General features: G+C 71.3%; 19 protein-coding genes. 13 read left to right on the forward strand and 6 right to left on the reverse strand.

Annotated features, from left to right (window positions below; all coding sequences use genetic code 11):
• Window positions 1-48: 48 nt before the first annotated feature.
• The 11 genes from BLW76_RS10275 (at window position 49) to BLW76_RS10320 (ending at window position 12513) form a co-directional block, all read left to right on the forward strand.
• Complete coding sequence (locus BLW76_RS10275; protein WP_091305704.1) at window positions 49-1707, forward strand: thiamine pyrophosphate-binding protein; 1659 nt, start codon at window positions 49-51, stop codon at window positions 1705-1707.
• Window positions 1708-1920: 213 nt separating this feature from the next.
• A complete protein-coding gene (locus BLW76_RS48410; RefSeq protein WP_167384549.1) occupies window positions 1921-2091 on the forward strand; it encodes a hypothetical protein in 171 nt (56 codons plus the stop codon).
• Window positions 2092-2297: 206 nt separating this feature from the next.
• Window positions 2298-2501: a cold-shock protein gene (locus BLW76_RS10280; protein WP_004563013.1), complete on the forward strand. Its 204-nt coding sequence runs from the start codon at window positions 2298-2300 to the stop codon at window positions 2499-2501.
• Window positions 2502-2565: 64 nt separating this feature from the next.
• The gene (locus BLW76_RS10285) at window positions 2566-2790 is read left to right on the forward strand and encodes a heavy-metal-associated domain-containing protein (RefSeq protein ID WP_091305705.1); all 225 of its coding nucleotides are present in this window, start codon (window positions 2566-2568) and stop codon (window positions 2788-2790) included.
• Between the two features lie 200 nt (window positions 2791-2990).
• On the forward strand, window positions 2991-4025 hold the full coding sequence (locus tag BLW76_RS10290) for an ATP-NAD kinase family protein (RefSeq protein WP_091305706.1): 1035 nt from the start codon (window positions 2991-2993) through the stop codon (window positions 4023-4025).
• Window positions 4022-4756 (forward strand): thiamine pyrophosphate-dependent enzyme, encoded by a 735-nt coding sequence (locus BLW76_RS10295; protein WP_091305707.1) that lies wholly within the window; start codon window positions 4022-4024, stop codon window positions 4754-4756. Before BLW76_RS10290 ends, BLW76_RS10295 begins: the two co-directional genes overlap by 4 nt.
• An 86-nt stretch (window positions 4757-4842) precedes the next feature.
• A complete protein-coding gene (locus BLW76_RS10300) occupies window positions 4843-6105 on the forward strand; it encodes a helix-turn-helix domain-containing protein (protein ID WP_091305708.1) in 1263 nt (420 codons plus the stop codon).
• 27 nt (window positions 6106-6132) lie between these two features.
• Entirely contained in the window at window positions 6133-7254 is a 1122-nt protein-coding gene (locus BLW76_RS10305; protein ID WP_091305709.1) for a sensor histidine kinase, read from the forward strand.
• 171 nt (window positions 7255-7425) lie between these two features.
• Window positions 7426-8844, forward strand: coding sequence for a type 2 periplasmic-binding domain-containing protein (locus BLW76_RS10310; protein ID WP_091305710.1), 1419 nt, complete (start codon window positions 7426-7428; stop codon window positions 8842-8844).
• Entirely contained in the window at window positions 8841-9815 is a 975-nt protein-coding gene (locus BLW76_RS10315) for a glutamate ABC transporter substrate-binding protein (RefSeq protein ID WP_244170118.1), read from the forward strand. The genes BLW76_RS10310 and BLW76_RS10315 overlap by 4 nt, the downstream gene beginning before the upstream one ends.
• A 55-nt stretch (window positions 9816-9870) precedes the next feature.
• Window positions 9871-12513: a serine/threonine-protein kinase gene (locus BLW76_RS10320; RefSeq protein WP_091305711.1), complete on the forward strand. Its 2643-nt coding sequence runs from the start codon at window positions 9871-9873 to the stop codon at window positions 12511-12513.
• 26 nt (window positions 12514-12539) lie between these two features.
• On the opposite strand, the gene BLW76_RS10325 is transcribed toward BLW76_RS10320, so the two are convergent.
• On the reverse strand, window positions 12540-13133 hold the full coding sequence (locus BLW76_RS10325; RefSeq protein WP_091305712.1) for a PaaI family thioesterase: 594 nt from the start codon (window positions 13131-13133) through the stop codon (window positions 12540-12542).
• A gap of 237 nt (window positions 13134-13370) precedes the next feature.
• Between BLW76_RS10325 and BLW76_RS10330 the strand changes: the two genes are divergently transcribed.
• Window positions 13371-14705 carry an MFS transporter gene (locus tag BLW76_RS10330; RefSeq protein WP_091305713.1) on the forward strand — a complete coding sequence of 445 codons (1335 nt, stop codon included), beginning with the start codon at window positions 13371-13373 and terminating at the stop codon, window positions 14703-14705.
• A 69-nt stretch (window positions 14706-14774) separates the two neighbouring features.
• Here BLW76_RS10330 and BLW76_RS10335 read toward each other — a convergent pair whose 3' ends face one another.
• From BLW76_RS10335 to BLW76_RS10350, 4 genes are all read right to left on the reverse strand, one after another.
• Window positions 14775-15263, reverse strand: coding sequence for a hypothetical protein (locus tag BLW76_RS10335; RefSeq protein ID WP_143060601.1), 489 nt, complete (start codon window positions 15261-15263; stop codon window positions 14775-14777).
• A gap of 5 nt (window positions 15264-15268) precedes the next feature.
• Window positions 15269-15823 (reverse strand): SigE family RNA polymerase sigma factor, encoded by a 555-nt coding sequence (locus BLW76_RS10340; RefSeq protein WP_091305715.1) that lies wholly within the window; start codon window positions 15821-15823, stop codon window positions 15269-15271.
• A gap of 4 nt (window positions 15824-15827) precedes the next feature.
• Window positions 15828-16145 (reverse strand): hypothetical protein, encoded by a 318-nt coding sequence (locus tag BLW76_RS10345; RefSeq protein WP_091305716.1) that lies wholly within the window; start codon window positions 16143-16145, stop codon window positions 15828-15830.
• A 156-nt stretch (window positions 16146-16301) separates the two neighbouring features.
• Entirely contained in the window at window positions 16302-17513 is a 1212-nt protein-coding gene (locus BLW76_RS10350; protein ID WP_091305717.1) for a L,D-transpeptidase, read from the reverse strand.
• 456 nt (window positions 17514-17969) lie between these two features.
• Here BLW76_RS10350 and BLW76_RS10355 point away from each other — a divergent pair, with 456 nt between their 5' ends.
• Entirely contained in the window at window positions 17970-18173 is a 204-nt protein-coding gene (locus BLW76_RS10355) for a cold-shock protein (protein WP_003097368.1), read from the forward strand.
• 107 nt (window positions 18174-18280) lie between these two features.
• Here the strand turns inward: BLW76_RS10355 and BLW76_RS10360 are convergent, their stop codons facing one another.
• The gene (locus BLW76_RS10360) at window positions 18281-18715 is read right to left on the reverse strand and encodes a hypothetical protein (protein ID WP_167384550.1); all 435 of its coding nucleotides are present in this window, start codon (window positions 18713-18715) and stop codon (window positions 18281-18283) included.
• Window positions 18716-19272: the final 557 nt, after the last annotated feature.

The raw sequence follows: 19272 nt of genomic DNA on the forward strand, positions 1-19272 counted from the left end.
TGACTGCACTGAACGGTGCCCGCCTAAGCTCTCCTCATTAGATACCAACTGGGAGCGACCGTCGCCCAGACGGCCGTGCGGATCCTGACCGAGGCGCGTGTCCGCCGTGTGTACGCGGTGGTCGGTGAGTCCTTCCTGGAGCTGCTCGACGCCCTGCAGCGGGAGCGGGAGATCACGCTGGTCTCGGCGCGCCACGATGCGGGCGCGGCGTTCATGGCGGAGGCCGAAGGGAAGCTCACCGAACGTCCCGCCGTGCTGCTCGCCAGCCGGGGGCCGAGCGCGGCGAGCCTCGCCATCGGCGTCCAAACGGCGTACCAGGACGAGACACCGATGGTCGTGCTGCTGGAGACGCCGGCGATCGAACCCGTGCCGTCTTCGTCCGGGGAGCTGCCGACTTCCGACCTGACAGCCATGTTCGAGTCGATCGCCAAGTCGACATTGCGGGTGACCGACCCGGACGGGCTGCCGGGGCTGCTCGCGCACGCGCTGACGACGTCGCAGGAAGGGCGGCCCGGACCGGTCGTGCTCGGCGTGCCCTGTGACATCTGGGGGATGCCCTACGACGCGGCGAAGCCGATGGCGCGGGTGCGGCCGCCGGCGTCCGGGACGCTGGGCCGTTCGGCGGACGCCGTGGCGCAGCTGGTGGACGAGGCCAAGTACCCCGTCGTCATCGTCGGGGGGCGGGCGCGGTCGGCTCGGGACGAGCTGATCGCCGTTGCCGACGAGCTCGCGCTGCCCGTCTACAACGCCTTCCGGCGGCAGGACGCCTTCCCGGAAAACCATGCCCGCTACGCCGGTCACCTCGGGCTCGGCATCCCGGCCCGGCAGCTGGACGCGCTCGAGCGCGCCGACCTGGTGCTCGCGCTCGGCACCCAGCTCGACGAGGTGACGACGCAGGCCTACCGGTACCCGACCGCGCAGCAGACGCTGGTCATGGTCGGCACCGGCATCGATGTCAGCCCGAAACGGCGGGGGCTGACCTTCCGCGTCGACTCCGAGGTCGAGCCGTTCCTGCGGGAGCTGCGGGAGGTGGCGTCGCCGCGGACGAGGCGGGCTTCGGCGGCGAACGCGGCCGTCCACACCTTCATGACCCCGCCCGACACCAGCGGGAACACGCGGGTGCACCCCGTCGACGTCGTCCGCGCGCTGCGGAAGCTGGCGCCCGAGGACACCATCGTGACCAGCGACGCGGGGAACTTCGCGCAGTTCATGCACCGCTACTGGTGCTTCACGGCACCGCGCAGCCAGCTCGGTCCGAGCAACGCCGCGATGGGGTACGCCGTGCCGGCGGCCGTTGCCGCGAAACTCGCCGAGCCGCGGCGGACCGTCGTGGCCATGGTCGGGGACGCCGGGACGCTGATGACCGGGCAGGAGATCGAAACGGCCGTCCGGTACCGGGCGCCGGTGATGGTGGTCGTCTTCCAGAACGGCGTGCACGGCGCCCTCGCGATGCACCAGGCCCGCACGTACGGCCGGCTCACCGGGGTCTCCATCCCGCTGACCGACTTCGCGTCCTGGGCGCGTGGACTGGGCGCGGCCGGGTACACCGTGGACGATCGAGAAGAACTCGAGCCCATCATCGCCAGCGCGCTCGTGCGGCAGCGGCCGTGCGTCATCGACGTGCGGACGGACCCCGACGTCGTTACTCCGGACGTGCGGATCTCGGCCCTGCTCGCGCAGGCACGTCCGCAACCTCCCGTCCAGTAACGGTTTTGCTCTGTTTCGTTCCGGAAAAGCTGGGAATGTCGTGTGGTAGCAGGGCGTTGGCTCGGGTAGCCTGACGGTGTTCCGGTGGTGGTTCGCCGCTGAACCTTCCCGGCCGGGTCCCGGCGGGAGACAACCGGTTTCTGTCGGTGCCGCATGGCACCATCACGGTCATGACCCGCGCCGAAGCGGGCAGGGAACGAGGGGAGTTTCGACGTGACCGATCACCAGCACGCATCCGAACCGCGGAAGTCCTCCGGCGTCGTGCCGGTGCTGTTCAGCGCCAGCTCAGAGGCCCACGACGACGCCGTGGTCGCCGCCGATCGGGACGCCACCTGGCGCTCGCCGTTCGCCACCGAGGGGCTGCGCCCGGCGAGTGGCGAATAGCTCACCTCGCCCGGGTGAAGATGGCTTGTCCGCCCTGGTCAAGTTGTGCTTTACTGCCTAAGGTCTCGATTTTTGTGTTCGTGATGCTTCACGCTCGCAGAACTCAGCGGGCGTAGTGTCTCCTCACCGAGGAAGCAAACCGTCCGGGTGCTGACCCGGGTCGCCGAAGTGGCTTCCTGTTTTGGTGTTACACATGGAGATTTTTGATGACTCAGGGCACTGTGAAGTGGTTCAACTCCGAGAAGGGGTTCGGCTTCATCACCCCCGACAACGGTGGCGGCGACGTCTTCGTTCACTACAGCGAGATCCAGGGTAACGGCTTCCGTACCCTCGAGGAGAACGCTCGCGTCGAGTTCGAGATCGGCCAGGGCCAGAAGGGCCCGCAGGCCACGTCGGTCACCGTGATCTGACTTTGATCTTGGGAAAGGGCCGTCACCCGTTCGGGGTGGCGGCCCTTTTCGTAGGCTGCGCACCATGATCGAGCACGTTTACACCGTTTCCGGGATGAGCTGCGGGCACTGCGCCCAGTCGGTGACCGAGGAAATCACCGCACTGCCCGGAGTGGCCGAAGTGGACGTCGACGTCCCGGCCGGCCGGGTCACCGTGCGCGCCGAGGCCGCTCTCGTCGAAGACGACGTCCGGGCCGCGGTCGCGGGAGCCGGTTTCACTTTCGAAGGCGCCGTCGACCTGGTTCCGTAGCGCCGGGAACTCGCCCCGGTTGGTTCTTCACCGCCCGCGACTCCAGGTTGGACTGTCCACTGGAGATCACCAGGTGAGACGCGCGGATGTGATCTGCGTCGCTTCCCGAGGGCTACGACAGACACTGCAACGCCCTGCAACCCTTCCGCTCCGCCCGATCGCGGAGTCTCCTGTTCTCCGGTGAAAGAATGGGAGGTCAGGTGGGTGAAACGGTGGCGGGGATCGTCGCGAACCCCGCTTCGGGGCGGGACATCCGCCGGCTGGTCGCGCAGGCGTCGGTGTTCCCCACCGCGGAAAAGGCGAACATGGTTCAGCGGCTGCTGGCGGCGTTCGCCGTCACCGGGCTCGATCGCGCCCTCGTCTCGACCGACCTCGGCGGCATCTCCGCCGCTGTCCTGCGCGCCCTCGGCCGCGGTGGCAGCTGGCCGAAGGTCGACTTCTGCGAGGACGACCCGATCACCGGCACCGCGGCCGACACCACGAACGCCGTGCGCCGGATGGTCGAGGCCGGCGCCGGGGTCATCGTCGTCCTCGGTGGGGACGGGACCGCCCGCGTGGCCGCCGCGGCCTGCGAAGACGTCCCGCTCCTCGCCCTCTCCACCGGGACCAACAACGCCTTCCCGCAGATGCGGGAGGCGACCGTCGCCGGGCTGGCCGCCGGGTTGATCGCCACCGGGCAGGTCGACCCCGACCTCGTCACCCACCGCGTCAGCGTGCTGGAAGTCGTCACCAAGGCGCGGCGGGAGATCGCCCTCGTCGACGTCTGCGTGTCGCTGAGCAGGCACATCGGGGCGCGGGCGCTGTGGGACCCGTCGTCGCTCACCGAGCTGTACTGCACCTTCGCCGAGCCGGACGGCATCGGCCTCTCGAGCGTTCCAGGCCAACTCTGTCCGAGCCCCCGGTCGAGCCCCGACGGCGTTGCGCTGCAGCTCGGGCGGGCCGAGGAGACGCCGTACGTCGTGCACGCGCCGATCGCGCCCGGGCTCGTGCGGCCGGTCGGGGTGCGCGGCTGGGGAATCCTGCAGCCGGGCGTGCGCGTCGAGCTCGCGGCCGCGGGCGGGGTCATCGCGCTCGACGGCGAACGCGAACTCGAGCTGAAGACCGGAGAGAGCGCTTTCGTCGAGCTCAAGCCGGACGGGCCGTGGGTCGTCGACGTCCGGGCGGCGATGGCGGAAGCCGCCCGGAAAGGGCTGCTGCGCGCGGATACCGATCCGGGGAAGGAGCGCCGAAGATGACAGACGCCCTGCGGGGTGCGTACCGCGTGATGCGGACCATCCGGGCCGTCGCGGACCGGGTCGGCACCGGGGACCCCGGCGAGGAGGCCTTGGCCGTCGGTGTCTGCCTCCACCTCGACGAGCGGGACGCCATCGCCGGCACCCACCGGCAGCACAGCCGGCGCATCGCCAAGGGCGTCGACGTCCGGGCCGTGGTGGCCGAGGTGCGCAAACACCGCCGGCCGGTCGCGGCGGACGCGCTCGGCGGCGTCCCGCTGCTGATCTGTGGCGCCGCGATCGCCGCCCAGCAGCGCGACACGGGCGGCGTCGGCGTGGCCTTCCTCGGCGACTGCCCCACGACGACGCTGGAGGCGCTGAACCTCGCGTCGGCCTGGCACCTCCCCGCCATCTTCGTCACCGAGGACCCCGGTTACGCCGATCGGGTGGCCGGGCTCGGCGTGCCGGGGGTCGTCGTCGACGGATCCGACTTTTTCGCCGTCCACGAAGCGGCGGGGGAGGCGGTCGGTCGCGCCCGCGACGGCGGTGGTCCGACCCTGATCGAAGCCGGCTTTCCGCGGCACGTCGAGGACTGCCTCCAGCGGTTCCGCACCCGCGTCACCGACAGCGGTGAGCTGCGCGAACAGGTCCTCGACGCCATCGACGCCGAAGTCGCCCGGCTCGTCGAAGACTCGGTCGCCGCGCCCGAGCCGGCTCCGCCAGACCTGGAGACCGGCGTCTACGTCACCTACTGACCGGCGTCCGAGCGCGACGCGCGCCACCTACCGATCATCCGGCCGAAACGGCAGACTCCGAGGAGGTACAGCACAAGGAGCGGCGGTTGGGGCAGCGAGACCTCGAGGCGGCGTTGCCGGCCGGGGCGGATCCACGGCGGCACGCCCGTGTCCTCGCGCAGGTGCACGAAGCGGCCCTGAGCGGCCGGAAGCTGCCGAGCCGGCCGCGGCCGGTCATCGACGCCTCCTGGCAGCGGATGCGCCGGCTGGGCCTGGACCCGGACGGCAGGGCCGCCGCGCCCGTCCTGACCTTCGAACAGCTGGAAGCGCGCCGTCGCGCGAGCGGCCTGGCCAAGGCGCTGCCGGTCCTGCGCGGCGGGCTCATCAGCCTCGCCGAGCAGGCCGCGCACATCATGGTGATCGCCGACGCGGGCGGCGCCGTCCTGTGGCGGGACGGCAGCGCCGCGGTCCGCCGCCGGGCCGACGGGCTCGGCTTCGTCGAAGGCGTCGACTGGCAGGAGGAAGCCGTCGGCACGAACGCGATCGGCACCGCGCTGGTCGCGCGCAGCCCGCTGCAGGTGTACTCGGCCGAACATTACGTCCGGGCCCAGCACTCCTGGACGTGCGCGGCCGCACCGCTGCACGACCCGCGCGACGGCAGGCTGCTCGGCGTCGTCGACCTCTCCGGGCCTGCCTCGACCGTCCACGCGACGACGTTGGCGCTGGTCGACGCCGTCACGCGGCTGGCGGAAGCCCAGCTGCGCACCAGCCACCTCACCGAGCTCGAACGGCTTCGCGGCTTCGCCGTCCCGCTCCTCGCCAAGGTCGGCGGACGGGCGGTCGTGGCCGACGAACACGGCTGGGTCGCCGCGGCCGCTGGTCTCGCGCCGGTCGACCGGGTCGCGCTGCCCACCGGCCTCGGGCCCGGCCGGGTCTGGCTGCCCGCGTACGGCGGCTGCTCGGTCGAGCCGGTGCCCGGCGGCTGGCTGATCCGGCTGACCGACAACGAGGCCGCGCCGCCCACCCGCGTCGTGCTCGACGTCCGGTCGCCGCGCGAGCCCGAGCTCACCGTGGCCGGCGCCGCCGGGACCTGGACGCACCGGCTCAGCCCGCGTCACGCCGAAGTGCTGTACGTGCTGGCCAGCCACCGCGACGGCCGCTCGGCGTCCGAGCTTTCGGCCGACCTGTTCGGCGACGCCGGCCGCACGGTGACCGTCCGCGCCGAGATGTCCCGGCTGCGGCGGCACTTCGGCGGCATCCTCGGCGCGAAGCCGTACCGCTTCGCCGACGACGTCGAGGTGGTGGTCCGGCGGCCGCCGGACCCCGAGGCCGTGCTCCCGCACTCGCTCGCCCCGGCCATCCGCGGCTGAACCGCCCGAGCACGGGATCATGGACGCGTGCCGAAACGCCTGCCCGACACCATCGCGCCGAGCTGGCTCGTGGTGCAGCTGCTCGGCACGCTCTTCTTCGCCGCGACGCTGCTCACCGCCCGCGAAGCGAACCCGTGGGTCTGGACCGCGTACGGCGTCGCCACCGCCTGCTGGCTCGGCTTCGTCCTGCAGACACAGCGCCGGCCGAAGACGGCGGCCGCGCTGCTCGCCGCCGCGAGCGCACTGCCGGCGGTGATCGTCGGCTGGGCCGGGGACTCGTCGGCGATCCTGCTGTCCGTCATCGCCCTCGGCCGGCTCGCGACGCTCACGACGGTCAGCGTCGGGGCGATCGTTGCCACCAGCCTCCTGGACGGCGCACTGGCGGTGACCTCGCACGCGCTCGCCGACCGGTCCCTCGGCGAGTCGCTCGCCGACGCCGGCGTGATGCTGCTGCTGGTGCTGCTCGGGCTCAACCGCCGCCAGTACGAAGTGCAGGCGACGCAGTCCAAGGCCCTGTTGGCGCAGACGCGGTTCGCGCAGGCCGAACACGCCCGTGCCGCCGCGCTCGACGAACGCACCCGGATCGCCCGCGAGCTCCACGACGTCCTGGCGCATTCGCTGGGCGCGCTGCGTGTCCAGCTCGAACTCGCCGAGGCGCTGCTGGCCGAACGGTCCGATGTGGACGGTGCGCTGCGCTCGGTCCGGCGCTCGCGGAAGCTCGCCGCGGACGGGCTGGCCGAAGCGCGCGACGCCGTCGCCGCCCTCCGCCGGGACGTCCTGCCGCTCACCGAAACCCTCGCCGCGGTCGCCGCCGCGCACGCCCGTGACCACGGCGTCGACGTCGCCTTCGACGCCGACGGCGAGACCCGGGCGCTGCCGTCCGCGGCGGTCGTCGCCCTGGCCGGTGTCGCACGGGAAGCCCTGACCAACGCCGGCAAGCACGCGCCGGGCGAGGACATCCGGATGCGGCTCGGCTACGCACCCGGCGTCGTCCGGCTCGACGTGCGCAACAACCTCGGGGCGTTCACTCGGACAGGTGAAGGATTCGGCCTGGCCGGCATGCGTGAGCGGCTCGCACTGGCCGGCGGCACGCTGACCGCGGGCCCCGAAGACGCTGACTGGCGCGTGCTGGCGGAGGTGCGGACCTGATCGCCGGTGTGCGCGGGAACACGTCGTCCCAGATCACGTGCTGATGACAGCGGGCGGTGCCGGTGGCTGCGCGCGCGGCGACTCGGCTACCTTCTGCGGGTACGGCTCGCAGCGAGTCTTTCGGGGGGATCCGGGTGGTGAGACCCCGGATGGCACGGGGAGGAATCGGGGATGACCAGCACTGCGACGGCCCCGGGGCCGACGGCGCCCGCGCCGGGACCCCCACCGTCGCCGCCGGGCGGCCAGGACCGCGCCGGGGGCCGCAGCGGCCTGCTGGGGCTGCTCGACCTGCCGGGCCAGGGGGTCCGCGCGATCGTCCGGTCCGCCGCGACCACGCCCGGCAGGCTGACCGTGATCGCCGTCGGGCTGGTGCTGCTCTCGCTCGTGGCCGGCCTGGTCGCGACGCTGTCGGTGCAGGACCGCGACGACACGATCAGCGGCGTCATCGACCACCGCGAGCCCCTCGCCGCCGCCGCGCAGCAGGTCTACCGCTCGCTCTCGGACGCCGACGCGACCGCCGCGAGCGCGTTCCTCTCCATCGGCACCGAGCCCCCGGAACTCCGCCAGCGCTACGAACGTGACATCGCCGAAGCCGGCGCCGCGCTCGCCAAGGCCGCCTCCGACGCCACGGACGTCGCCGACGCGGCCGCCCCGGTCGACGTCCTCAACCAGTCGCTGCCCGTCTACACCGGGCTCGTCGAGACGGCGCGGACGAACAACCGGCTCGGCTACCCGGTCGGCGCGTCCTACCTCCGCGAGGCCTCCGAGCTGATGCGGGCGAAGATCCTGCCTGCCGCGCAGGACCTCTACCGCGCCGACACCGAGCGGCTGATCGACGAGCAGGACAGCGCCACCGGGTTCCCGTGGCTCGCCACGATCCTGGTGATCGCGCTGCTGGCCGCGCTCATCGCCGCGCAGGTCTACCTGACCCGGCGCACCAACCGGCTGCTCAACGTCGGGCTCGTCGTCGCGACGGCTGCCGTCGTGGTTTCGCTGCTGTGGGGCGCGGTCGCGCTGGTCGTGCAGGGCAGCCTGGTCGGCAGCGGCCAGGACGACGGCTCGCACCGCGTCGACGTGCTGGTCCGCGCGCGCATCGCCGCGCTGCAGGCCCGCGCGGACGAAACGCTGACGCTGGTCGCCCGCGGCGACGGCGCGGCGTACGAGAAGGACTTCGACGACAACGCGGCCCAGCTCGTCGGTCCCGACGGCCAGGGCGGCCTGCTCGGCGAAGCCCGCGGTCTCATCAAGGACGGCGAAGGCGTCGCGAAGGTCGCCGACGCGACGAAGGCCGCGAACGACTGGCTCAAGGCGCACAAGGAAGTCCGCGCGCAGGACGACGCCGGCCAGTACCAGGAAGCCGTCGACTTCGCCGTGCTGGAGGACAAGACCGACGGCTCGGCGCCGGCGTTCCGGCGGCTCGACGACAGCCTCCAGGCGGCCATCGACGTCGGCAGGCAGGAATTCCTCGACGACACCCACCAGGGCGACCGCGCGCTGACGCTCCTCGCGCCCGGTCTCGCCGTACTGGCGATCGTGGCCGCCGCGGGTGTCACCATGGGGATCCGGGAGCGACTGAGGGAGTACCGGTGAACAGGCGGCGCATCACGGTCCGGGCGGGCGTGCTGGCGGTCGTCGCACTGCTGGCGGCGTCCTGCGGCAGCCCCGGGAAACCGGTCGACCCGGCCCCGGTCGGCGACGCCGGCTGGCCGCAGCCCGCGCACGTCGGCGGCCCGGACGCGTCGGCGGGCGGCGGCAGCGACACCAGCTGCAACCCGCTGGCCAGCCTGGCGCCGGACAAGGGCATTTCGATCCCCGACGGCTCGACCATGGCGAGGATCAAGAAAAGCGGCAAGCTCATCGCCGGCGTCGACCAGACGACCTACCTGTTCGGCTTCCGCAACCCCACCTCGGGCAACCTCGAGGGCTTCGACATCGACCTGGTCAACGAGATCGCCCGCCAGATCTTCGGCGCGCCCGAGGGCCACGTCCAGTTCCGCGCGATCACGTCGGGGCAGCGAGCGGACGTGCTGAAGAAGCAGCAGGTCGACATCGTGGTCCGGACCTACAGCATCACCTGCGCGCGCAAGAAGGACGTCCAGTTCTCGTCGGTGTACTACGTCGCCGGCCAGCGGCTGCTGGTCACGAAGGAGTCGAAGGCGACCAAGCTGGCCGACCTGAGCGGCAAGAAGGTGTGCGCGGCGAAGATGTCGACGTCGGCGGCGAAGATCGCGACGGACCCGGCGAAGCTGGTGGCGATCACGGTGGACAACTGGTCGGACTGCCTGGTGATGCTGCAGCAGGGCCAGGTCGACGCGATCTCGACCGACGACACGATCCTCGCCGGGATGGCCGCGCAGGACCCGACGCTGCAGGTCGTCGGCGACCGGTTCTCGCAGGAGAACTACGGCATCGGCGTGCCCAAGGAAAACACGGACATGGTCAAGTTCGTCAACGCCGTGCTCGAGAACATCCGCAACAGCGGCGCCTGGCAGAACAGCTACCGCCGCTGGGTGGAGCCTTCGCTGGGGCCCGCTTCGCCGCCGCAGCCCCAGTACCAGTGACCCGGACGCGACTAGGATCTGTTCCCGCACGTCGTCGGGGATACGGGAGGTAGCAGTGTCGGAGGAGCCGCGCCGTCCTCGGCACGCCGCGCCGGACGACGAGCAGCAGCCGCCGGCCAAGCCGAGCTGGCAGCCGCCACCACCGGTGCGGTGGGAGACGCCGGAGCCGTCGATCTCGGGCCGCCTCGACGAGGGCGAGCCGTCCGGTGGGCAGGAGACCGTGTTCCACGCGCCCGTGCGCCGTCCGCCGACGCCGCCGCGTGGCGCGCCGATCCCGGGCGCGGACGACCCGACCAAGCCGCCCGGCAGCATGAACCCCGTCCTCCCGCCGGTCCAGCCGGCGCCGACGCAGGCCGTCACCCCGCCGCAGCCCGACGAGCCGCAGCTCACGAGCGTGCTCGCGTCGCCGGCGCCGGAGACGCAGAGCATCATGCCGCCGGTACCGCGGCCGGACACCGGTCCCGGCACCCCGCTGCCGGACCCGGGCACCGAAAGCGTTCTGCCCGAGCGCACCAGCGAAGGCCGGCACACCGGCACCGGCACCGGAACGGGGACCGGCAGCGGTTCGGGCTCCACCCCCGGCGCCTTCCCCGGCACCTCGCGGCGGACGTCGTCGCGGACGTCGCGTTCGCGGCGCGGCCGGCTCGGCGCCGGGCTGGTCGAGGTGCCGCCGGTCCCCGCGCGCGACCCCGCGTCCGCGGTGCTGTCGAACCCGGTGGTGTCGGAGGAAAAGCGGTTCTGCGGCAGCTGCAACGCGAAGGTCGGCCGCGGCAAGGACGGCGAACCCGGTTCGCCGGAAGGGAAGTGCGAGAACTGCGGTGCGCCGTTCTCGTTCGTCCCGAAGCTGCAGCCGCACGAGCTCGTCGGCGGCCAGTACGAGGTCCTCGGCGCGATCGCCTACGGCGGCCTGGGCTGGATCTACCTGGCGCAGGACCACAACGTCAGCGACCGCTGGGTCGTCCTCAAAGGACTGATCGACACCGGTGACGCGACGGCGATGGCGGCCGCGGCCAACGAGCAGCGGTTCCTCGCCGAGGTCGAGCACCCGAACATCGTCAAGATCCACAACTTCGTGCAGCACCCGGACGCCCACAGCGGGACGACCGTCGGCTACATCGTCATGGAGTACGTCGGCGGTCAGTCACTGCGGCAGCTCGCGCTGGCGCACCACCGGGAAAGCCGCCGTCCGGAGCCCCTGCCGATCGGCCAGGTCATCGCCTACGGGCTGGAGATCCTGCCCGCGCTGGGGTACCTCCACAGCCAGGGCCTGCTCTACTGCGACCTCAAGCCCGACAACGTCATCCAGACCAACGAACAGCTGAAACTCATCGACCTCGGCGCGGTCCGCCGCACCGACGACTACGAGAGCCCGCTGTTCTTCACCACCGGCTACAGCGCGCCGGAACTGCCGACGCAGGGCGCGTCGATCGCGTCGGACCTGTTCACCGTCGGGCGCACGCTCGCCGTGCTGAGCTTCGAGTTCACCGGCTACACCACCAAGTACAAGACGACGCTGCCCGGCCCGGACACGGTCCCGCTGTTCGCGCTCTTCGGTTCCTACTACCGGTTCCTGCGGCGCGCGACGCACGCCGACCCGGACCGGCGGTTCCTCTCCGCCGAGGAGATGTCCGACCAGCTCACCGGGGTGCTGCGCGAGATCATGGCGCTCGGCACCGGCAAGCCGCGGCCCGGCGTCTCCACGGTCTTCGGCCCGGAGAGCCGCACGTTCGGCGTGCAGCTGGTCGTGCCTGAAGCCGGCGCCAGCGTGCCGCTGCCCGGCGCGGACGAGGTCGTCGCCGGCCTGCCGATCCCGCAGGTCGACACCGACGACCCGGCGGCGGGCGTGCTCGCCACCACGACTGCGCTCGACCCGCGCGCGGCCATCGAGGCGCTGGCCGGCGCGCCGCGGGAGTCGATCGAGGTGCGGCTGCGGATCGTCCGCGCCCGGATCGAGCTGGGCGAGTTCGCCGAGGCGCAGCGGCAGCTGCAGGCCGCGCAGTACCTGGCGATCAAGAACGGCTTCCCGCACGACTGGCGGATCGACTGGTACCGCGGCCTGATCGAGCTCGCGGGCGGCCGTTCGCGGGTTGCGCACGTCGCGTTCGAAGCGGTGTACGACGACCTGCCCGGCGAAATCGCCCCGAAGCTCGCCCTGGGCATCAGCGCCGAAGGCGTCGGCGACTACTTCGCCGCCGCGCGGTTCTACGAACTCGTCTGGCGCACCGACCGCACCTACGTCAGCGCCGCCTTCGGCCTGGCCCGCGTGTACCTGGCGCAGGGCGCCCGGGCGAGCGCGGTCGAGGTGCTCGAAACCGTGCCGCCGTCCTCGACCCACTACGTCGACGCGCAGGTCGCGGCCATCAAGATCAAGACGACGGCGACCAAGGCCAACGGCCGCGAGACCCCGGTCACCGAGCACGACCTGCTCGACGCGTCGGCCCGGCTCGAGCGGCTCCGGCTGGACGTCGAACGCCAGACCCGCCTGTCCGCCGGCGTGCTCGAAGCCGCGCACGAGTGGCTCAAGCAGGGCAAGCCGACGCCGGGCGCGCGCGTGCTCGGGTGTCAGCTCGAGGAACGCGAGCTGCGCTTCGGCCTCGAGCGGTGCTACCGGGCGCTGGCGCGGCTGGCGGGCACGCTCGACCAGCGCATCGAGCTGGTCGACCGGGCCAACGCCATCCGCCCCCGGACTCTCACCTGAAGGGCACTTTCACGTGAAAGTGCCCTTCAGGGGTTGATCTCCCAGTCGCGTTCGCCGCGCGCACGCTGGTTCTTCTCGTGCTGCGCGGCGAGCTTCTCCAGCGCCTGCGGGTCGCCGTGGGTGTTGAAGTGCTCGAAGCCGACGACGACGAACAACGCCCGCGCGCTGACGGCGATCGGGCCGTCCTCGGCGTCGAGGCGGCCGTTCGCGCTGACGTAGATCTTGCGGCCCGCGATGCCGTCCAGCCGGGCCTCGATGAACAGCGTCGAACCGACCGGGACCGGCCGCCGGAAGTCCGTCTCGAGCTTGCCGGTGACCGCCGGGCGGCGCATCAGGTTGCCGACCGTCGAGCCGAGCGCCTCGTCGAACGCGCACGCCAGCAGGCCACCGTGGGCCAGCCCGGGCGCGCCCTGGTGGGCCGCGGTGACGGTGAACCGCGAGTGCACGACCTGGCCCTCGCCGACGGTCGAACGCAGGTGCAGCCCGGCGTCGGCCTCGTCGCCGCACCCGAAGCACTCCGCGAAGTGCACGCCGAGCTCGGTACCCGGCTCCGGCGCCTTCGGGTGCGGGACCGCGGGCTCCACCTCGACTGGCGGCCAGGGTTGAGAAACACGACTCATGCGCTGACGTTAACTCGCCGGTAGACACCGCTCGCGCCCGACCCGCGCGGTATGTCCGCAACACACATCGCTCAGTAGCCGGAAAGTTCCCGACTGTAGACAATTCGCGGCTCAGACTGCCGAGGCGGGAGAGCCGGTCAAGACTGGGCTGATGAGCTCGAACGGCCCAGTGGGCACTGCACGGGAGGAGTCGTCGCCGGCATGAGCGAACCAGCAGCAACGACGGGCAAACCGTCAGTGGACGAGAGAACCGTCAAGCGCGCCGTCTGGGCGTCGGCCATGGGCAACGCCACCGAGTGGTACGACTACGGCGTCTTCACCTCGGGCGCGATCGCGGTGGCCATCGGCTCGCAGTTCTTCCCCGGCGAGGGCAACGCGGTCCTGAAATCGCTCGCCCTGCTGGCGGTCGGGTTCATCGTCCGGCCGTTCGGCGGGGCGTTCTTCGGGCCGCTCGGCGACAAGCTCGGCCGCAAACGTGTGCTCGCCATCACCATCCTGCTGATGTCCGGCTGCACGTTCCTGGTCGGCATCCTGCCGACCTACGCCGGCAGCTACAGCATGGGCATCGCGGCGCCGATCGCGATCCTGCTGCTGCGGATCATCCAGGGCTTCTCCACCGGCGGCGAGTACGGCGGCGCGGCGACGTTCATCGCCGAGTACTCCCCGACGAAACGCCGCGGCTTCTTCGGCAGCTTCCTCGAGCTCGGCACCCTCGCCGGCTACGTGCTCGGCAACCTCGTGGTGCTGTCGGTGACGCTCTCCATGTCGGCCGAGCAGGTCGAGGCCTGGGGCTGGCGGATCCCGTTCTTCGTCGCGCTGCCGCTCGGCCTGATCGGGCTCTACCTGCGGAACAAGCTCGAGGACACCCCCGAGTTCCGCCGGCTGGAAGCGAAGGGCGAGGCGCCGAAGAAGGCGCCGCTGAAGGAGATCTTCGTCCGCAACTGGCGGATGATCCTCAACCTGATCGGCATCGTCCTGCTGCTGAACGTCGCGGACTACCTGCTGCTGACGACGATGCCGACGTACTTCACGGACACGTTGAAGATCAACGACAACACGGCGACACTGATCATCATCGCGGTCGAAGTGATCCAGATGGCGATCATCATCCCGCTCGGGGCGCTGTCCGACCGGATCGGCCGGAAACCGCTGCTGCTCACCGCGGCCATCGGGTTCCTGGTGCTGAGCTGGCCCTGCCTCAAGCTGATGCAGTCCGGCAGCATCCTGTGGCTGTTCGTCGGGTTCCTGATCGTGGCGCTCCTGCTGGTGCTGATCCTCGCGGTGATCGGCTCGACGTTCCCGGCGATGTTCCCGACGCGGGTGCGCTACGGCTCGTTCGCGATCGGCTACAACATCTCGACGTCGCTGTTCGGCGGCACTGCCGGGGTCATCGTGACCGCGCTGATCAAGAGCACCGGCAACGAGGACTGGCCGGCGTACTACCTGATGGCGGCGGCGCTGATCGCGATCATCCCGATCATCAAGATCCCGGAGACGGCGCAGGTGCCGATGGACGAGATCGAAACCGAGGGCAACAGCGGGAAGCTGGCCTCCGCGGCCGCTCAGCGCTGAGCGGTCACCGGAAAGCCGTGTGCCCCGTCCGGATCACCGGGCGGGGCACACGTGCGCCAGGAGTGGTCTTCACGGCTGGCCGGTGGTCGTCAGCGTGGGGTCGCCCGGCCGGCGCGTGACGGCACCCGGGGTCGACGAGGGGCTCACCACCGTCGACCGGGACGTCTCCCGCGGGCCCGCGGACGGAGCTTGGGGGAGCGACGTCCGCCCCGGGCGGGGCCGGGTCTGGTCCGGCTGGGCGGTCGGCGGCGCGATCGACGTCGCCGGGACCGGGAGCTCCGTGGGCTGCGGGCTGGGGGACGTGGTGCCGACCGTGGACAGCCCGGGGCCGGCAGGCTCCACCGGTTGCGGCGGCCCGGCGCGGTGGCCGGCCAGGAAACCGGCCACCGCCAGGACGACCGCCGTCGCGGCCGACGTGCCCGCCACGGCGAAGCGCTTGCGTCGTCGCCGGACCCGGCCGCCGCGCTCGATCACGTCGGCGGCTTCGAGGCGCATCGGCGGCTGTGCGCCGCCGGCCGCGCCGGTCAGGATCGCGCGGACGTCGTCTTCGGGGTCCATGTTCGTCACCTCCCCTCCGTGGGTGCGCTGAACGTCAGCGCACCGTAGTGCGGGCCGAGCCGGTTGCGCAGCGTGGCCAGGCCACGGGAGGCCTGGCTCTTCACCGTGCCGGTGCTGCAGCCGAGCGCCTTCGCCGTCTCCTCGACGCTCAGGTCCTCGAAATACCGCAGCACCAGCACGGCGCGCTGCTTCGGAGCCAGTACGGCCAGAGCCTGCCGGACGAGTTCGTCCCGCTCGCTCGCGGCCGGGGCCGCCGGGAGTTCCGGCGGGCTGTCGGTGAGCCGCTCCCGTTTCCACCTGCTGCGCCGGTGCTCGGCGAGGAACGTGCGCAGGACGACCTTGCGCGCGTAGGCGTCCAGCGCGTCGTGCCGCGACAGCCTCGGCCAGGCGAGGTAGAGCTTGAGCAACGCGGCCTGCGTGAGGTCTTCGGCCTGGTGCCAGTCCCCGCAGAGCAGGAAGGCGGTCGACCGCAGGCTGTGCGCGCGCTCGCCGAAGTACCGGGCGAACTCGCCGTCCCACGGCGAGCCCGGCCCGGCCGACGGGCGGGAGCGGGAAATCACCTGGTTACCGGGTCTCCCACACGGCCGGCAGGTTCAGGTCACCGGTGGGGCCGGCCGGGACGGCGCGGGGGACGCGCGGCGCCTGCGGCCGCGCCTCGCGCGGCGCGGGAACGGCGGTCGGCGCCTTGGTGGTCGTCCGGACGTTGCCCGGCGCCACGGTCGGCTCGCCCGGGCGGGGGGCCACGGTCGGCTCGCCCGGCCGGGGCAGCTGGGTCTGGGTGGGGTTCGGCGCCTGCGCCTCCGAGGCCAGGGCGATGCCACCGGTCAGGGCGCCACCGGCGAGCACGAGCGCGCCGAGGGTCAGGGCGATGCGGATACGCAAGACAGCTCCTCATTCTCGCGGGCGCGGCAGGGGATCGCCGCGCCTCTGCCCTTAGTCATGCGGCGGGTGATCACCGGGGTTGCATCGGATTCCGGGAAAAGGAAAACGGCCGGGAAGCCCGCGCAGGACTTCCCGGCCGTCCGGTGTTCGGGTGGTTCAGCGGGCCAGCGCCGACAGCTTCTGCCAGCTGGCCCAGTCGTAGGTCCAGTCGCTGTAGTCGCCGTCCTTCGCGCTCAGCGTCTGCGTGCTGCCGGTGATCTCCACCGGGTCGCCGGTCAGCGCGCCGTCGAAGTACTCCTTGGCCCGCGCGGGCGACAGGTTCAGGCAGCCGTGGGAGATGTTCTTCTTGCCCTGGGCCCAGACCGACGCCGCGAGACCGTGGATGAACTCGCCGTTGTTGGAGATCCGCACCGCCCACGGCACGTTGACGTCCGTGTAGTTGTAGCGCGGGTTGCTCATCGAGTAGGTCGCGTGCTTCGACATGACGACGTGGACGCCGCTGTGGGTGACGCGGCCCGGGTCGGAGTCGAGGCCGTAGCTCACGGGGTAGTCGGCGATCTGCTGGCCGTCGCGGATCACCTGCATCGTGTGCTGCGTGGTGTTGCCCTTGACGATCTGCGAGCGCCCGATGGCGAAGCTGGCCGACACGTCCTGCTTGCCGTACACGCCGTCACCGAGCTTGACGCCGTAGATCTTGGCGTTGACCTTCACCTGCGTGTTGGGCTTGTAGTACTCCTTCGGCCGCCAGTGCACGGAGGTGTCGCCGGGCATCCAGGCCCACGAGCCCTCGGTCTTCGGCGTGGTCTCGACCGACAGCGCCTTCTCGACGGAAGCCTTGTCCGTGACGCGGTTCGGGAAGGTCAGCGCGATCGGCATCGCGATGCCGTACGTCTGGCCGTCACCGACGTTCAGGCTGCCCGCCATCTGGCGCTTCGGCTTGACCGTGGTGAACGCGCCGGAGATGGGGACGTTCTTGCCGTCGGCGCCCTGCGCCTGGCCGGACCAGGTGTAGGTCTTGCCGTAGCCGAGCTGCTCGGTGGTGTTCCAGCTCTTCTTGTCCGCCGACGTCTGCCCCTGGACCTGCTTGCCGTCCGGGTTGGTCAGCGTGACCGACATGATCGTGCCGTCGGCGACCTGGACGCCGACCGGTTCGCCGGGTGCGACGTCCTGGGCGCCGCCCGCGGGCGTCACCGTCAGCTTCGCCGGCTGGGCGCTCGGGGCGGGCGAGCTGGTCGGCCCACCGCCCGACGAACCGCTCGCCGAGACGGTCGGTTCGCTGCTGCACGCCCCCAGCGTGAGCACGGCGACCAAGCCCAGTGCCACGGCAGCGCCCCGGCGCCGCGTGGAGATCCTCACCGTCACACCCATTCCCCTTTGCCCCTTTGGTGCTTTCCCCCTTCGAGACGCCCCGTGGACCGTGTGCGTTGAGCAACGCAGGCGTGACGAGCGTCACAACGGCCGGTGGGGGCTTTCACTGAGGGGGCACGGCCGACTCCGAGCCGTATCCGGTGATCACGGTGTCGCTGTGCGGCGCCAGACTAGCCGGTGGGTACGACAGAACGGGGTGGGAGCCCTACGACGTTCCGGTGACCTTGGTGCGCAGAGCCGGTTTTCGCCTCGATCACGGGGTTCAACTTTGGCCAGATCCCGGTAGTCTGCTCTCAGGCCGTCGTTTTGCGTGTTAGTGGCTTCACACTCGCGGAACTTCTGACGCGAGCCATGGAGCCGACACGCTCTTGACTCGACTCGTTGGAACCGCCCGGGACGGTCGGGGTGCCGCTTCGGTGGCATTCGAAGCGGATCTGTGTAACGAGGAGTACAGCGGTGGCGCAAGGCACTGTGAAGTGGTTCAACGCGGAGAAGGGCTTCGGCTTCATCGCGCAGGACGGCGGCGAAGGCGACGTGTTCGTTCACTACTCGGAGATCGAGGGTCGCGGCTTCCGCACGCTCGAGGAGAACCAGCGAGTGGAGTTCGAGGTCGGCCAGGGTCAGAAGGGTCCGCAGGCCCAGAAGGTCCGCGCGATCTGAAACTGAGGCTGAAGAAGCCTCAAAGCAGGCCCTCTGCGCGTTTCAAGGCCTGAGCGAAGGGCCCCCGGCGAATCTCGCCGGGGGCCCTTTCTCGTGGGTCTGGGTGGTCAGCGGTGCGCGACGGCCGGCGCGTCGAAGGCGTCGGCGGGGAAGTGGAACTCGTCGGTGAGGTCGCTGACGCCGGCCTGCTGCCGCTGGTCCTGGGCGGAGGAGGCCTGCCCCTCCCAGTTGAGCCGCTCGAGGATCCATTCCTGCGCGAGCGCCTGCGGCGAGATCTGCCGCTCGGCGGCGATGTCCTTGAGCTGCTGGTTGGCGACCAGGCTCAGCCGCAGCTGGATGACCTGGGCTTCACCGAACCGCTTGCCGGATCCGGTGCTCTCGAGGTCGTTGTCGGGGGCCAGCGCCGCCAGGTACGAGGTGAGTTCAGTGTCCTCGACAACACCGTCGTCCACGGGCTTCGCGGCACCACGATGACGCCCGGAAGACGCGGCGGCTTTCAGGTTCGTGCGGCTGCTCAAGCGGCCAAGGGAGGGGAGAGGCACGAAAGCCACGATAACGTTTGGATCTCGCCACACAAACCACTGTGAGCTACAACACGCCGTCGAAATTCCCCATTCAGCCGAGCGGCCACCCATTCAGCCCAAAGCACAACAACGGAAAGCAACCCCCGGATAACCGAGCGGGTCGATCAAGCGGGGCGGGCTGGGAGCGGGGGCCCCGGACAACGCCAGCAAGGGGCGGGTCACCCAGCAGGGGGCCAGGACATGGACAGCGCACGGGGGTCCGCCAGGGCGCGCAGCGCCCGAGGCGAAGAGGGACCACGCTGGAAGCCGAGCGCAAGGCACCGTGGGGGTCCGGGGGGCTCGGCCCCCCGGGTCAGCACACCGAAATGATTGGGCCAGGCGAAGGGCGAAGCCCGAGCGGCCCAAGAAATGGAGGACCCCCGCGCCAGGGGGAGGAACGCGGGGGTCGGAGGGGATCTCCACAGGCGCTGACCGGGGGTGTGTCAGCACCTCGATTGTTGCACGAGTTGGGTGGTTGGGCGAGTGGAGAGCGGGAAATTTCCCCGTGTGGTGTCACTTTGCCCTGGGGGTGACGT

Origin of the sequence: Amycolatopsis tolypomycina, assembly GCF_900105945.1 — a bacterium.
GTDB classification, from domain to species: domain Bacteria; phylum Actinomycetota; class Actinomycetes; order Mycobacteriales; family Pseudonocardiaceae; genus Amycolatopsis; species Amycolatopsis tolypomycina.